Source organism: Candidatus Accumulibacter meliphilus, from assembly GCF_036625345.1.
GTDB lineage: Bacteria > Pseudomonadota > Gammaproteobacteria > Burkholderiales > Rhodocyclaceae > Accumulibacter > Accumulibacter meliphilus.
Window position 1 is genome coordinate 48,783 of sequence record NZ_JAZKTZ010000012.1, and the last position, 15,438, is coordinate 64,220.

13 protein-coding genes are annotated in these 15,438 nt (G+C 62.6%); 9 read left to right on the forward strand and 4 right to left on the reverse strand.

Annotated features, from left to right (window positions below; translation table 11 throughout):
• The first annotated feature begins 12 nt into the window (after window positions 1–12).
• From gap to V5B40_RS20650, 9 genes are all read left to right on the forward strand, one after another.
• The gene (gene gap / locus V5B40_RS20610) at window positions 13–1,014 is read left to right on the forward strand and encodes a type I glyceraldehyde-3-phosphate dehydrogenase (RefSeq protein ID WP_332356262.1); all 1,002 of its coding nucleotides are present in this window, start codon (window positions 13–15) and stop codon (window positions 1,012–1,014) included.
• A 313-nt stretch (window positions 1,015–1,327) separates the two neighbouring features.
• Window positions 1,328–2,767 (forward strand): pyruvate kinase, encoded by a 1,440-nt coding sequence (gene pyk / locus V5B40_RS20615; protein ID WP_332356263.1) that lies wholly within the window; start codon window positions 1,328–1,330, stop codon window positions 2,765–2,767.
• A gap of 166 nt (window positions 2,768–2,933) precedes the next feature.
• Window positions 2,934–3,872: a phosphoribosylaminoimidazolesuccinocarboxamide synthase gene (locus V5B40_RS20620; RefSeq protein WP_332356264.1), complete on the forward strand. Its 939-nt coding sequence runs from the start codon at window positions 2,934–2,936 to the stop codon at window positions 3,870–3,872.
• A gap of 58 nt (window positions 3,873–3,930) precedes the next feature.
• Window positions 3,931–4,755: a DUF2189 domain-containing protein gene (locus tag V5B40_RS20625; protein WP_332356265.1), complete on the forward strand. Its 825-nt coding sequence runs from the start codon at window positions 3,931–3,933 to the stop codon at window positions 4,753–4,755.
• Between the two features lie 63 nt (window positions 4,756–4,818).
• Complete coding sequence (locus V5B40_RS20630) at window positions 4,819–6,906, forward strand: M3 family metallopeptidase (protein ID WP_332356266.1); 2,088 nt, start codon at window positions 4,819–4,821, stop codon at window positions 6,904–6,906.
• Window positions 6,907–7,041: 135 nt separating this feature from the next.
• A complete protein-coding gene (locus tag V5B40_RS20635; protein ID WP_332356267.1) occupies window positions 7,042–7,560 on the forward strand; it encodes a glutaredoxin family protein in 519 nt (172 codons plus the stop codon).
• Window positions 7,557–8,333 carry an exodeoxyribonuclease III gene (gene xth / locus V5B40_RS20640; protein WP_332356268.1) on the forward strand — a complete coding sequence of 259 codons (777 nt, stop codon included), beginning with the start codon at window positions 7,557–7,559 and terminating at the stop codon, window positions 8,331–8,333. The genes V5B40_RS20635 and xth overlap by 4 nt, the downstream gene beginning before the upstream one ends.
• Complete coding sequence (locus V5B40_RS20645) at window positions 8,333–9,013, forward strand: Crp/Fnr family transcriptional regulator (protein WP_332356269.1); 681 nt, start codon at window positions 8,333–8,335, stop codon at window positions 9,011–9,013. Before xth ends, V5B40_RS20645 begins: the two co-directional genes overlap by 1 nt.
• A gap of 169 nt (window positions 9,014–9,182) precedes the next feature.
• On the forward strand, window positions 9,183–9,380 hold the full coding sequence (locus V5B40_RS20650; protein WP_332356270.1) for a YgaP family membrane protein: 198 nt from the start codon (window positions 9,183–9,185) through the stop codon (window positions 9,378–9,380).
• Between the two features lie 49 nt (window positions 9,381–9,429).
• Here the strand turns inward: V5B40_RS20650 and rsmA are convergent, their stop codons facing one another.
• From rsmA to V5B40_RS20670, 4 genes are read right to left on the reverse strand one after another with little or no spacing between them, the layout of a single operon-like run.
• Window positions 9,430–10,209, reverse strand: coding sequence for a 16S rRNA (adenine(1518)-N(6)/adenine(1519)-N(6))-dimethyltransferase RsmA (gene rsmA, locus V5B40_RS20655; protein WP_332356271.1), 780 nt, complete (start codon window positions 10,207–10,209; stop codon window positions 9,430–9,432).
• On the reverse strand, window positions 10,206–11,246 hold the full coding sequence (gene pdxA / locus V5B40_RS20660; RefSeq protein WP_332356392.1) for a 4-hydroxythreonine-4-phosphate dehydrogenase PdxA: 1,041 nt from the start codon (window positions 11,244–11,246) through the stop codon (window positions 10,206–10,208). The genes rsmA and pdxA overlap by 4 nt, the downstream gene beginning before the upstream one ends.
• A 5-nt stretch (window positions 11,247–11,251) precedes the next feature.
• A complete protein-coding gene (locus tag V5B40_RS20665) occupies window positions 11,252–12,559 on the reverse strand; it encodes a peptidylprolyl isomerase (protein ID WP_332356273.1) in 1,308 nt (435 codons plus the stop codon).
• 8 nt (window positions 12,560–12,567) lie between these two features.
• Window positions 12,568–15,360: an LPS-assembly protein LptD gene (locus V5B40_RS20670; RefSeq protein WP_332356275.1), complete on the reverse strand. Its 2,793-nt coding sequence runs from the start codon at window positions 15,358–15,360 to the stop codon at window positions 12,568–12,570.
• Window positions 15,361–15,438 lie beyond the last annotated feature (78 nt).

Sequence of the window (15,438 nt, forward strand, 5' to 3'; positions counted from 1 at the left end):
GGAGACCGTTTCATGACAATCAAAGTAGGGATCAATGGCTTTGGCCGTATCGGACGGATGGTGTTTCGCGCTGCTGTGCAAGATTTTTCGAACGACATCGAAATCGTCGGTATCAACGACCTGCTCGAACCCGATTACCTGGCGTACATGCTCAAGTATGATTCCGTGCATCGTCGTTTCCAGGGCACGGTTGCGGTGGATGGCAATTCGCTGATCGTCAATGGCAAGAAAGTCCGCCTGACGGCCGTCAAGGATCCGGCCGAGCTGAAGTGGGACGAAGTTGGTGCGGACATCGTGGTTGATGCAACCGGTCTTTTCCTGACCACCGAGTCGTGCCAGAAGCACATCGCCGCCGGCGCCAAGAAAGTCATCCAGAGCGCACCGAGCAAGGACGAAACGCCGATGTTCGTGTTCGGCGTTAATGACAGCAGCTATGCCGGCCAGACGATCATTTCGAACGCTTCCTGCACCACCAACTGCCTGGCCCCGGTGGCCAAGGTGTTGAATGACAACTGGGGCATCAAGCGTGGCCTGATGACCACGGTTCATGCGGCAACCGCGACCCAGAAAACCGTTGATGGTCCGTCCAACAAGGACTGGCGTGGCGGTCGTGGCATCCTCGAGAACATCATTCCGTCCTCGACCGGTGCTGCCAAAGCCGTCGGCAAAGTCATTCCCGAGCTCAACAAGAAACTCACCGGCATGGCCTTCCGCGTGCCGACGTCGGACGTCTCGGTCGTTGACCTGACTGTCGAGCTGAACAAGGACGCCACCTACGAGCAGATCTGCGCAGCGATGAAGGCGGCCTCGGAAGGCCCGATGAAGGGCGTTCTCGGTTACACCGCCGACAAAGTGGTGGCCACCGATTTCCGCGGCGAGACCTGCACCTCGGTCTTTGACGCGGACGCCGGCATGGCGCTTGACGGTACCTTCGTCAAGGTCGTCGCGTGGTACGACAACGAGTGGGGTTATTCCTGCAAGGTGCTGGAAATGATCAAGGTCATGGCGCGCTAAACCGCCGTTCAGGGGCGCCTTCGGGCGCCCCTCTCGTATTCTTCCCTTCTCTTGCTGCGCTTCCTCGATCGACGCTTTCCTGTGCTTTTTCGGTGCAGGTTTTTTGCGCCACTTCGGCGCCTGATGGATCTGCTCGGTGCAACCCTGCAGCCGTCGCCGTCGATCGCCGACAAGATCGGAAATCCTCGTTGAACCTGATGGTGCCCATCGCTGTCCCAGGCAGCGGCAGGAAACCCTGCTCGTGCCCCCTAATCAGCGCCCGGAAACAGGCCCCAGACAAAACCACTGTCTGCACACGAATAATAGGAAACTCATGTCCCGCGATACCAAGATCGTCGCCACCCTCGGTCCGGCCTCGTCGGATCCCGATGTACTCGAACGCATGATCCGTGCCGGCGTCGACGTCGTGCGCCTCAATTTTTCCCACGGCAAGCCGGAGGATCACGTTGCACGTGCGCAACTGGTTCGCGAGGTAGCCGCCCGCGTCGGACGCCCGGTAGGCATCCTCGCCGATCTGCAGGGTCCGAAGATCCGTGTCGGGAAGTTCGCCGACGGCAAGATCCGGCTGGAGCAAGGCGCGCCCTTCATCCTCGACGCCAAGTGCGAGTTGGGCAATATCGAACGCGTAGGTCTCGACTACAAGGACCTGACGCGCGACGTCTCTCCGGGCAGCGTCCTCCTGCTTGATGACGGTCGCATCGTTCTTGACGTGCAGCGCGTGCTCGGCTCCGAGATTTTTACGGTCGTTCGCCACGGTGGCGACTTGTCCGACAACAAGGGTATCAACCAGCAGGGAGGTGGCCTTTCGGCGCCCGCGCTGACCGCCAAGGATATGGAAGATATCCGCAGCGCGGCCGCCATCGACGTTGACTATGTCGCCATCTCCTTCCCCAAGAGTGCGGCCGACATGTACATGGCCAAGCAACTGATCCATGCCGCGAACGGACATGCGCAGACCATTGCCAAGATCGAACGCCTCGAAGCGGTGGCCGCGCTGGCCGAGATCATCGCCGCTTCGGACGGAATCATGGTCGCCCGCGGCGACCTCGCTGTCGAAGTCGGCGACGCCGCCGTACCTGCGCTGCAGAAGCGCATGATCCACATGGCACGCGAGAACAACAAGCTGGTGATTACCGCTACGCAGATGATGGAGTCGATGATCGTCTCGCCGAACCCGACCCGTGCCGAAGTCTCTGACGTCGCCAACGCGGTTCTCGACGGCACCGACGCGGTGATGCTCTCGGCTGAAACCGCTGCCGGCAGGTATCCGGTGGAGACTGTTGAAGCGATGGCGCGAATCTGCCTGGAGGCCGAAAAATCCTCCGAAGTGACTCTCGAACGTGAGTTCCTCAATCGCGTTTTCACGCGCATCGACCAGACGATTTCGCTGGCCGCCATCTGGGCGGCTCACCACCTCAAAGTCAAGGCCATCGCCGCGCTCACCGATTCCGGTTCGACGGCTCTCTGGATGAGCCGCCTGAACTGTGGTGTGCCGATCTACGCGCTGACGCCGCGGGCTGAGGCGGTAACCAAGATGAGTCTCTATCGGGCCGTTTCCCCGGTACACATGAGTCATCAGCCAAGCTCCCGCGATGAACTGCTCGACGCGGCGGAGCAACAGTTGATCAAGGAGGGGGTGGTCGCAAAGGGAGACTTCATCGTCATCACAGCCGGAGAACCGATGGGCAATAGCGGCGGCACCAATACGATGAAGATTGTTCGCGTCGGCGAAAAGAAGGCTCCCGCGGCCTGACCGGAAGGCGTGCCGCAGAACCCGTCACGGAGATCGCCGCCGGGCCGTTCCGGTTGGCAAAACGCCGCGGACCGACGCGGCGCTCTTGGCAGCCAGGATGTGTCCTATAATCCCAACGCTCGACTTTCGCACTGGCGACGACCCATTTCCTAACCGGATCAGCAACGTGACCGATGCCATCTTTGAATCGACGATCAAGAGCCTGCCCCTGCTAGGCCGCGGCAAGGTGCGCGACATTTACGCCGTCGGCGACGACAAGCTGCTGATCGTCACCAGCGATCGCCTCTCGGCCTTCGACGTCATTCTGCCCGACCCGATTCCCGGCAAGGGCCAACTGCTCACCCAGTTGGCCTGCTTCTGGTTTGAAAAACTTGCGGCGATCGTCCCCAACCAGATGACCGGGATCGACCCGGAAAGCGTGGTCGCGGATGACGAGCGGGCCCAGGTCCGTGGCCGCTCGCTGGTCGTCAAGCGCTTGCGGCCACTACCGATAGAGGCCGTCGTGCGTGGTTATCTGATCGGTTCGGGGTGGAAGGATTACCAGGCCACCGGGGCCGTCTGCGGTATCCCGCTGCCGCCGGGACTATGCCTCGCGAGCCCCTTGCCGGAGCCGATCTTCACGCCGGCGACGAAAGCCGCCATCGGCGATCATGACGAGAACGTGTCGTTCGAGCGCGCGCAAGCCGACTGTGCGAGTGCGCTCGCCGACCTCCTTGCCGTCGCCGGCAAAAGCGGCGCCGAGATTGCCACGCAGGCACGCGCCGTGGCGATCGCTCTTTACAGCGCCGCCGCCGAGCATGCCGCTACGCGCGGCATCATCATTGCCGACACCAAATTCGAGTTCGGCCTCGATGCTGCCGGCACGCTACACCTGATCGACGAAGTCCTGACTCCGGACTCGTCGCGCTTCTGGCCAGCCGATGACTACCGCGCGGGCAGCAATCCGCCGTCCTTCGACAAGCAGTACATCCGCGACTATCTGGAAACACTGCCCTGGAACAAGCAGGCACCCGGCCCACGCTTGCCACTGGCGATAATCGCCGGAACGCGTGCCAAGTACGCCGAGGCCTTGCAGCGCCTCACCGGAGAGAAGCCTGTCCAGTGACCGCCGCGCAGGCTCGGCGCATGACAATCGGCCGACGCCCCTTCAGCAAGGAGACCGCATGGGTCTAGAAGCCACGTCATCCGAGCGACGCCGAGCGCCGTTGAAAGTTCGCAGCGTCGCCGTCGGCCAGCCCCTGGTATGGTTGGCCGCGGCCTGGCGCGACATGCGCGCCAATCCCATCGCCAGCGTCTCGTATGGCCTGCTGTTCGCCATCATTGGCGACCTGATCACCATTTTTGCGTGGCGGCAAGGCCACCTCTTCATCGCCGCCACTTCCGGCTTCCTGCTGATTGCGCCCCTGCTCTGCGGCGGACTGTACGAGATCAGCCGCCGCCGCCAGGCCGGCCAGTCTTCGACTTTCCTGGAATCGCTGGCGGGCGGCCGCCGCAACGCCGGCGAACTGATCAAACTCGGGCTGCTGCTGGCCATCATCGGACTATGCTGGGAACGCGTTTCGACGCTGCTCTTCCTGGTCCTGGCACCACATATCCCGCCTGACCTGCTGATCTTGCTGGCCGAGATGCCCAAGCTGCCGGAGAATCGCGATCTGATGATCATCTGGTTGATGAGTGGTGGCAGTCTGGCTTTACTGGTCTTCGCCATCACCGTCGTCTCGGTGCCGCTGCTGCTCGATCGTCAGGTGGACTTCATCGTCGCGATGCGCACCAGCCTGAGTGCCGTCGATGCCAACATACGCTTGATGGTCTTCTGGGCGGCACTGGTTGCAGCGCTGACCGTGTTAGGCATCGGGACCTTGTTTTTTGGCTTGATCGTTCTCATGCCCTTGATCGGGCACGCCTCCTGGCACGCCTATCGCGACCTTGTAGAACAGCGAACCGCCAGCGACCATCCGGACAGCCCGCCAGTCACAGCCAGACGCTAGCCCTGGCCGGAACACGCGCCCGGCGCTCGGCGAGCACCCTCCCCTGCACCCACGGAACCCTTGATGACTGCTACCACCCCGTCCGAAAATCCTCTTCTTGACCTGTCCGGCCTGCCGCGCTTCGACGCCATCGCGCCGAGCGACGTGCAGCCGGCGATCAGCCAGCTGCTCGATGACTCCCGCGCGCTGATTGTGCGGCTGACTTCGCCAGGTGCCGCGACGACCTGGAACGACTTTGCCGCCGCGCTGACCGACGGCCTCGAACCGCTGTCGCGCGCCTGGGGAATCGTCGGCCATCTGCACGCGGTCAATGACGTCCCCGAATGGCGCGAGGCGTATAACCACATGCTGCCCGAAGTCTCGCGCTTCTACGCCGAGTTCGGCCAGAACCTCAAGCTCTTCGCCGCCTACCAGGCAATCGCCGAGAGTGCTGAATACGCACGCCTTTCGCCGGCGCAGCAGCGCATCATCGACAACGAGATTCGTGATTTCCGACTCGCCGGTGCGCAGCTGCAGGACGATCAGAAGCCGCGCTTCCAGGCAATTTCCGAGGAACTCTCGCAGCTCTCGGCCAAGTTCTCGGAAAACCTGCTCGACGCCACCAACGCCTTTTCCGAGCTGGTAAGCGACGAGGCAGAACTTGCCGGCCTGCCCGAAGACACTCGCCAGGCGGCGCGCGAGGCGGCCGAGAAAGACGGTCAGAGCGGCTGGAAGTTCACCCTGCACATGCCCTCCTACTTGCCGGTAATGCAATACGCCGACAGTCGCCGCCTGCGCGCGCAGATGTACCGTGCCTACGCCACGCGCGCCTCGGAATTCGGGCCTGCCGAGCTCGACAATACGCCGCTGATCGGCCACATCCTCCGCCTGCGCCGCGAAGAAGCGCAAATGCTGGGCTACGCCAACTTCGCCGAAGTCTCGCTGGTAGCGAAGATGGCCGTGTCGGTGCCACAGGTCCTCGACTTCCTGCGCGACATGGCGGTCAAGGCCCGGCCTTTTGCCGAACAGGATATCGCCGAGCTGCGCGCCTTCGCGCGTCGCGAGCTGCAACTCGAAAACATGGAAGCCTGGGATGTTGGCTACGTTTCCGAAAAGCTCCTGCAGAAGCGCTACGCCTTCTCGGAGCAGGAAGTAAAGCAGTATTTCACCGAAGAGAAAGTCCTCAGCGGTCTCTTCAAAGTCATCGAAACGCTGTTTGGCGTCTGCCTGAAGCCTGACAGCGCGCCGCTCTGGCACCAGGACGTCCGCTTTTTCCGTATCGAAACACCGGCCGGCGAACTCCTTGGCCAGTTCTACCTCGATCTTTACGCCCGCGCAACGAAGCGTGGCGGCGCCTGGATGGACGAAGCAATCACTCGCCGCCGACGGTCGCCGGGATCGCTGGCGAGCGACGCCATCCAGAAGCCGGTGGCCTATCTCAACTGCAACTTCTCGCGGCCGATCGGCAGCAAGAATGGCCTGGCACGGCCGGCCCTGTTCACGCATGACGAGGTAATCACCCTTTTCCACGAGACCGGGCACGGCCTGCATCACCTGTTGACGCGCGTCGATGAGCTGGCGGTCGCCGGTATTCACGGCGTCGAGTGGGACGCCGTCGAACTGCCGTCGCAGTTCATGGAGAACTACTGCTGGGAGTGGAGCGTCGTGCAGGAGATGAGCAGCCATGTCGACACCGGCCAGCCGCTGCCGCGTGCGCTGTTCGACAAGATGCTGGCCGCCAGGAACTTTCACAGCGGTATGCAAACGCTTCGCCAGATCGAGTTTTCGCTCTTTGACCTGCTGCTGCACAGCGACTTCGACCCGGCTGAAGAGGGCAGTGTCCTCGATCTGCTCGGCAAGGTGCGTCGTGAAGTTGCGGTTCTCGTGCCACCCGCATGGCATCGCTTCCCGAACAGTTTCGCGCACATCTTCGCCGGTGGTTATGGCGCCGGCTACTACAGCTACAAGTGGGCCGAGGTCCTTTCGGCCGACTGCTACGGCGCTTTCGAAGAGGCCGGCGACCCCTTCGACCAGAACACCGGCCAACGTTTCCTGAACACCATTCTGGCGGTCGGCGGCAGTCGTCCGGCGATCGAAAACTTCCGCGCCTTCCGCGGTCGCGATCCGCAAGTCGACGCGCTGCTCAGGCACAGCGGCATGGTTACCGTGTAACGGTCCTGCCATGTCGAGGCTCGCCACATCATGAAAGTCACGACCGCCCCCCTCTTTCCCGGCCCTTCTCCCGCACGGGGAGAAGGGAGGTTCGTGAGTCGCGTGCGCGACTTTCCCAGTCAAGGAAACTTACCCATGGACACGACAAGCGCCCTGCGTTTCGCCTGCATCGCCACGGCATTGCTGGCCGCTACCGCCGCCAGCGCGCAAATCACTTACCGCTGGGAGGACCCGCGCAGCGGCATCACGGTGATCTCCGACCGGCCACCGCCACCGGGAACGCGCGACGTGACCGTCACGGAAGGACCCAGCATCGCCGCCGAGCAGCAGCAACTGCCCTACGCCCTCCGCCAGGCGAGCGAAAAATTTCCGGTGACCCTGTTTACCAGCGCCAACTGTGGCGCCTGCGAGCAAGCGCGCGCACTGCTCAATGGCCGCGGCGTTCCCTTCTCGGAAAAGCTGCTCACCAGCCAGGAAGAGCTGACGGCGCTTGGTCGGCAACTGGGCGGAGACGCCGTACTGCCCAGCATCAGTGTCGGTCGGCAAAATGCGGCCGGGTTTGCGGCCCCCAGATGGAACGAGCTGCTCGACTTCGCTGGCTATCCGGTCAGCGCACCCTACGGCTTCAAACCTGCCGCTGCGCCCAGCCAATGAAAATCGCCAGCTGGAACGTCAATTCACTCAAGGTCCGCCTGCCGCAGCTGCTCGACTGGTTGGCGGCGCGACAACCCGATGTCGTCTGCCTGCAGGAGACCAAGCTCGACGACCCGTTTTTCCCGACGCAGGAGCTCGCGGCCGCCGGTTATCACGTCGCCTTCTCCGGACAAAAGACCTACAACGGCGTTGCTCTGCTGAGCCGCGAAGCGCCGACAGATATCGTTTGTGGCAACCCCCTTTACGCGGATCCCCAGAAACGCCTGCTGGCGGCAAGCGTGAACGGGATGCGTGTCGTTTGCGCCTACGTGCCGAATGGCCAGGCGGTCGGCAGCGACAAGTACGCCTATAAGCTCGCCTGGCTGGAGGCGCTGCTCAACTGGCTAGGCGAGCAACTGGCCGACAACCCACGTCTGGTCCTGGCTGGTGACTTCAACATCGCCCCCGACGACCGCGACGTGCACGACCCGGCGGCCTGGGCTGGACAAATCCTGTGTTCCGAACCCGAGCGCGCCGCTTTCCAGCGCCTGCTCGGCCTTGGCCTGGAGGACAGTTTTCGCCTTTTCGAGCAGCCGGAGAAAAGCTTTTCTTGGTGGGACTACCGAATGCTCGGCTTCCAGAAGAACCGCGGCCTGCGCATTGACCACGTCCTCCTCTCGAACGCACTCGCCGAGCGCTGCACGGCGGCCGGCATCAGCCGCGAATTACGCAAGCTCGAGCGGCCGTCGGATCACGCACCGGTGACCGCGGAACTGACTGACTGGGCCGACTGATGCCTGGCACGCCAGTGGGCAGCCTGCCGCCATCCCTGCTCGCGCTCTATCCAAGCCTGCGTTCGCTAGCGGCCGAACAACTGGCGGCCCTCGGCCAGCAAATGGCTCAGCGCGATCTGCCCGCCGGCACGCAACTGTTCAGCGAGCGGCAGGACTGTATGGGTTTCCCGCTGCTTCTCGCGGGCACGATCAAGGTCGTGAAAAGCACCGCCGGCGGTCGCGAGATCCTGCTCTACCGTGTCGAACCGGGCGGCTCGTGCATCATCAGCTCGAGCTGCCTGCTCGGTCACACGCCGTATTCGGCGCGTGGCATTGCTGAAACCCCCCTGTCGCTAATGCTTTTGCCAATCGCGAGCTTCGAAAAACTACTCGCCGAACATGCGAGCTTCCGCAACTTCGTTTTCCACCTGTTTGCCGAACGCATCGCCGAACTGATGCAACTGGTCGAAGAAGTCGCTTTCCACCGCCTTGATCAACGCCTGGCAAAACTGCTCCTCGCCAAGGGTGAAACCATCCATGCCACTCACCAGGCGCTGGCCGAAGAACTCGGCAGCGTCCGCGAGATGGTCAGCCGTTTGCTCAAGGGCTTCGCCCTACAGGGACTGGTCAGGCTGGGTCGTGAACAGATTACGGTGATCGACCCGAGCGGACTGCAGCAACTGGCCGACGGCTCGCGCTGACAGTGTCTGGCCGCGTGCGTGCGTGCCAGACCGCGCGCTCTTTGCGGCGCTGCCCTTGGACTACTCCCTATTTTTTGTCTCCGCTTTCCTCTGTGACTGCAGTTACATACTGCAAGGCCGTAGCGATGTACGCTGTCGTCTTCACTAAACAAGGTTCACGGAGCCAATCATGAAAACAAACGTCGGTGGAATCGACAAAATCCTGCGTATCGTCGTCGGTATCGTGCTCGTCTCGATGGCTGCTCTGGGCGTCGTCGGCGCCTGGGGCTGGATCGGTGTGGTCCCGCTGCTGACTGGTCTGTTCGGCGTCTGTCCAGCCTACTTGCTGCTCGGAGCCAACACCTGTGCGGTCAAGAAAAGCGGCTGAACGGCGAGCAAACCGAGCGCACGGCGTAGCCAGTCTCGGTACGCCGTTTTCATGTCAAGGTGTTGGCCAGGCGAACATAGTCGGCAACCGACAGTTCCTCTGCCCGGCAGGTCGGCGAAACGCCGAGCGCCGCCAGCTGATCCTCGTCAAGCATTCCCCTGAGACTGTTGCGCAGCATTTTGCGGCGCTGCCTGAAAGCAGCGGCGACCAGCGCAGCGAAGTGTGCTTGGTTCACCACCGACAAGGCTTCCGGGGGACGCGGAATCAGGCGCACCAGCGCCGAGTGCACCTTCGGCGCCGGATCGAACGCTTCGGGCGGCACGTCGAGCAGGCGCTCAATGACGAAGCGGTATTGAAGCATCACCGTCAGCCGGCCGACGTCGCCGCTTCCCGGCTCGGCGACCATGCGCTCGACGACTTCCCTTTGCAGCATGAAATGCATGTCGCGCACGCAAGTGCCATAGCCAGCAAGATGAAAGAGCAGCGGCGTCGAAATGTTGTACGGCAGATTGCCGACAATGCGCAGCTGGCCGCCAGCGGCGCTGGCCAGGCGGCCAAAATCGAAAACCAGCGCATCGCCCGCGTGCACCGTCAGTTGCTCGGTCGGATAGCTTTTCGCAAGCCGGGCAACAATGTCGCGATCGATTTCGACGACGTGCAGGTGGTCGAGTCGCCGCAGCAGGGGAGCGGTCAGGGCGCCCAGCCCCGGGCCAATCTCGACCACCGTCTCGTCACGCTGCACCGCCAGCTGGTCGATGATCTCGGCGATGACCTGCTGATCGACCAGGAAATTCTGGCCAAAGCGCTTGCGCGCGACATGCGTCGTCATGCGCTCACTTGCTTGCTGCCGCTGGCTTCAGCGAGCGGAGCCACCCGCGCCACCCGAGCCACCATCTCGATGGCCTGCTCGATGGCCACCAGCAAGCTGCCGGGATCGGCTCGTCCGCTGCCCGCCAGTTCCAGCGCCGTGCCATGGTCGACCGAGGTGCGGATGATCGGCAGGCCCAGCGTGACGTTGATGCCCTGGCCAAAACTCGCGTACTTGAGCGCCGTGAGACCCTGATCATGGTACATGGCGAGAACGCAGTCGCCGCGTTCGAGGAGCGGCGGAGAAAACATCGTATCGGCTGGCAAGGGACCGAGCAGGGTCATGCCTGCGGCACGCAGGCGCTCGAGAACCGGCGTAATCACTTCGATCTCTTCACGGCCCAGGTAGCCTCCCTCACCGGCGTGTGGATTGAGACCGGCAACCAGAATGCGTGGGCGGGCAATCCCGTACTTCGCCGCCATCTCGCAATGCAGAATGCGCAGGGTTTCCTCGACAGCACCTTGGGTAACCGCCGCTGGCACGTCCCGCAGCGGCAGATGCGTGGTCACCAGGGCCACCCGCAAACCGCCGCCGGCGAGCATCATGACCACACGTGGCGTTGCCGTCTTTTCCGCCAGATACTCGGTGTGCCCGCTGAAGGGAATCCCGGCGTCATTGATGATGCCCTTGTGCACCGGCGCGGTAACCATGGCCGCAAACTCGCCGCTCTGGCAGCCGTCCAGCGCCCGGTCCAGCAGCGCCAGTACGTAAGGGGAATTGGCCGCATCAAGATGACCGGGCCTGACCGCGGCAGCTACAGGCAGATGCAGAACATCCAGGGTGCCGACTTGTGGCGACAGAGCCGCTTGCCAGTCACGCAGTGTGCCGGGAAAGTGCAATGCCGCAGCTCGCTCGGCGAGCAGCGAGCGATCCGCCAGTACAACGATTCGCGCCGGAAAGCGAGCGTCCAGCGAGCAGTGGGCCAGGCGTAGACAGATCTCGGGACCGATGCCGGCCGGTTCGCCACTGGTAACGGCAATCACCGGCGCGCGCGACATGGTACTCATCTTTCCTCCAGGCGAAGCTCCACGTAGGCGCGGTCCCGCATCTGGCGCAGCCAGTCCTGATAGGCCTCGTCCCGCTTGCGCTCGCGTAGCACCTGCCGTGCCGCAGTGCGCTGACGATCACTCGATACATCCTGGACGCGCCGCTCGGTGACCTCGATCAAATGGTAACCAAAAGGCGATTTCACCGGCTCGCTGAGCTCGCCAGGAGCCAGTTTATTCATCGCCCCCTCGAACTCCGGTACCGTGTCACCGGCGTAGATCCAGCCAAGATCCCCGCCTTTCGACGCCGAGCCGTCCTGCGAGAAAAGCCTGGCCAGATCGGCAAAGTTCTCACCGTGCTTGATGCGTTCGTGCAGAGTTTCCACGGTATGTCTGGCCTCCGGTTCCGAGACCACTTCGTTCACCTTGATCAGGATGTGCCGGGCGCGCGTCTGCTGAACCGCCGGCAAGGCGCCACCGCCCCGCTTGCCGAGCAACTTGACCAGATGAAAGCCGTTCGAGCTACGCATGACCGGCGACACCTCGCCCACCTGGAGCTTCGCGGCCACTTCGGCAAACATCGTCGGCAGGCGATTGAGTGAACGCCAGCCAAGATCGCCGCCACGCAGACCATCCGGCGCATCCGAATAAGCAGCAGCCAGTTGGGCGAAGTTCTCGCCTTGCCGCAAGCGCTCGACGATCTGATCGCTCTTTGCGCGTAGCTGTTGAATCTGCTCCGGGCTTGCCGACTCGGGGGCACGCAGCAGAATATGCGCCATCTGGTACTCTTCACCACCGGCCTGTCCCGCCTCGCCCGCCAGATAATTGTCGATCTCGCCTTCGGAAATGAAAATCCGGCTGTCAACCTCGCGCTCACGCAAGCGCGCAATGGTCATTTCGGCGCGAATCTCCTCGCGAAAGCTGGCAAACGCGATACCGTCCTTTTCCAGCGCCACGCGGAACTGCGCGAGCGTCAGATGGTTATTCGCGGCAATACGTTGCAGCGCCTGGTCAAGCTGTGCATCGTCGACGCGCAAGCCCACCTCGCGGGCAAACTGCAACTGCACCTTGTCGATGACCAGGCGTTCGAGCATCTGCTTTTCGAGCACCTCCCGCGGCGGCAGGGCGGTCCCCTGTCGCTGCAGTTGCCCCAGCGCGGAATCCAGACGCGAACGCAACTCGTGATGGGTTATCACTTCGTCATTGACGACGGCAACGATACGGTCGGTAGGCACCGGCTGGCTGCCTTGCTTTGCAGCGCCTTGTGCCGCCGCCACCCCGACGAGAACGAGGGATAGCAGCAACGCGCGAAATATAAGCATCATGGTCACCCTTACTGTTCGGCCAGAGCCGAATCGGTCTGCGGCTGATTGGCGACGCCGTAACCGGGAATCCTGCGCTGCAGGAGGTTGATCGGACTCGATCCCAGGCGCGAGAAATCGCTCAGTTCAAGTTGCACAAAGGCTCTCGTCGTCGCGTCCGCCTCGGTGGTCTGCAGACGCTGACCGACGACGCGCACCACCCAGCAACCAGCGTTGTATTCCAGGCCACCGATAATCTCGATCGGCTGGTTCTGAAGAAAAGAGTAGTTGTAGCGGCCTACCGCCTGCAAGCGGCCAGTAATCGGCCACTGCCCGGCAACGTCGACCTGTTTGATCGGCGTCACCGCCTGCGGATTGTAGCTGTAGGACGCGTTGAGCAGCTTGCCGGCTGCCGGGAAATAGCGCGTTCCGATCGAAAAGCGGTCGGTCTGCTGATTGTCGACGTCGTACTGCAGCGCCGCGTCGGCATAGACTCTAGGCAACACCTGCCCGGTAAAACCGGCCAGGAAATCGGACCTGTTCCACTCCCTGGTTGTGGTCCCGGGCAACGCGACCTTGTCGTCGGTAAAATAAAGTCGCTGCCCGATCATGCCGCGCATGATCTCGTTCCCGGAAGCCGGATCGATCAGGCGCGAAGAGAGAGCGGCGGTCAATTGATTGGCGTTGTTGATACGATCCCAGCCGGAGAACTGGTTGTCGGCAAAAATCTGTGCAAAGTTGAAGTCGGCCAGCGCGGTATCGAAGATCGGGATGTCATTCTGATCTTCGTACGGGATGTTGAGGTAGTAGAGACGTGGTTCGAGGGTCTGCGTGTAGTCGCGACCGAACCAGTTACTGGGGCGCTCGAAAGTCATCCCCGAATCGACGCTGAAGATAGGCAGATTGCGATTGATCGAAGTCGGGAGGACGTTCGCCGAGCCCGGATAGGACAATGCATAGTTCGTGACATTCACCCCAAGCCGCGGCGTGACATACCACCCTGGAGTGACGTAGGGGATTGAAATCTGCGGCTGCATGACCGTCCGCTGTCCCTCGACGGTCGACGCATCGGGACGAACAAAATCAGTGTACTGCCCGAAGAAGGCGCTATCGGTCGAGTAGAAGTCGGGCTGCCGCGCGTTTACGGTGATTTGCGGCATGAGCTGATAGGGTGGCGTGACCGGATTCTCGGGGTCCGGCTGCAGCGTCTGAAAGGACTGCACGTTGGCCGTCGCGTTCCACCAACCGCCCCCACTATAGGTCAGCAAACCTTGCTGCAGAAGCTGCGTTTCGGACGTCTGGGTGATCTCGCTCGACAGGTCAGTGTAGTAGTCGCTGTCCGAGACGCGGTTGTAGTTGATGGCGCCAGACCAGCCACCCATGAGCTGATTGTGCGTCAAGGCGACACCCCAGCGATCCCTGTCCGCCACGCGATCATTCGGCAGGTACTCGCCGCGGACATTGCCGACATAGGTCCCGCCATACGCGGTGTTGAGGTAGCGGAAGTCGGTGCCCATCAGCAGGCCACGTTTGCTGAGCAGCGTTGGCTCAAATGTGGCGTCCATGTTCGGCGCAATATTCCAGTAGTACGGCAGAGTCAACTCGAAACCGCTGTCACTACTGGAACCATAGCTTGGCGTCAGAAAGCCCGATTTACGCTGGTTGTTGAGCGAAAAGGAAAACCACGGCGAGTAGAGAATCGGCACCCCGAGGAAATGGACGGTGGCGTCGTTACCGCTGCCCACCTCATTGTCGTAGTCGAGATGCAAAGCGGCGGTACTGAGATACCAGTCGTCATTGCCAGGCTTGCAGGTGGTGTACGTAGCCGAGCTCAGACTAATTTGGTTCTCGCCTTCGAAGTCAATGCGCTGCGCTGCGCCGCGTGCTTCCGTCGTCCCGTCGGCACCAACGCGATGCTTGACTTTGGTCTCCCCTGGCGCCACGCCGTAGGAACGAGGTGCTGCGAAACCGCTGGAGAACCCGCTGCCGAGCTCGCTTGGTGCCAGGTCGGGTGCCCCCGCGCCGCCAGATTCCGCACCCGGCGCCTGACGGGGTGGGCGCTTTACGAAATAGGAAGCATCGTCGAAGAAACCAAATTGATCTTCGAGCCGCATCCGCATCCTGGTACCCGAAACAACGTCATCACGCTGCTGAAAACGCGCACTCCCGACCGCCTCGACTTCGTCGTCCACCGGCCAGTAGGTCATCCGGTCGGCGGTCAATACCTTGTCGAGCTGGCGCAATTCGGCATTGTCCTGAGCAATAACTTCCCGGTCGACGATGCCCGATATCCTCTGCGCGCTCAGAAAGGTCGCTTGCGACCCGGCTTCCGTTTGAGCTGACTGCGGCCCGGCGTTTTCCGCTGCCGAGGGCGCGGCAGCAGCTTCGGCTTGCGTGGCCGGCACCGGTGCGGGCGCCGGCGCAGGCAAGGACATCGTCGTGGGCACCGCCTGCTCAGCAGGCAGTGGCACGGCGACCGTCGTGGTGCTCATGGTGGCCGCCGCTGCGTCGGGGGCGTGTGTCGGCGCCACACTCTCCTGGACCTCGGCCGCACTGGCCTCCGGCATCTCCTCGAGCGGCTCGGCCAGGCTTTCCTCGGGCTCGCTGATCACCGGCAGCGGCTGCGGCTGAACCGGCGGCTGAACGGGTGGCTCCTGGAGCGGCACGGCGGGTGCCGCTGCCGGCAAGCCAAGCAAGGCAGGATCGACGCGCAGCGCTGGTTCCGTCTGCGCCTGCGCGACGCCAGGCAGGCTGCCGGCAAGCGCACTGGCGACACTGCAGCAAAAGATCAAGGTCAGCGGCTTGCGCCGAAAGGGAAACGTCATTCCAGAGTCGTCAGTGGAGGAGGATGCGACGGATTGCTCGGGTGCCAGGCGGTGGGGTCATTGGCTTCTTGCCTGCGA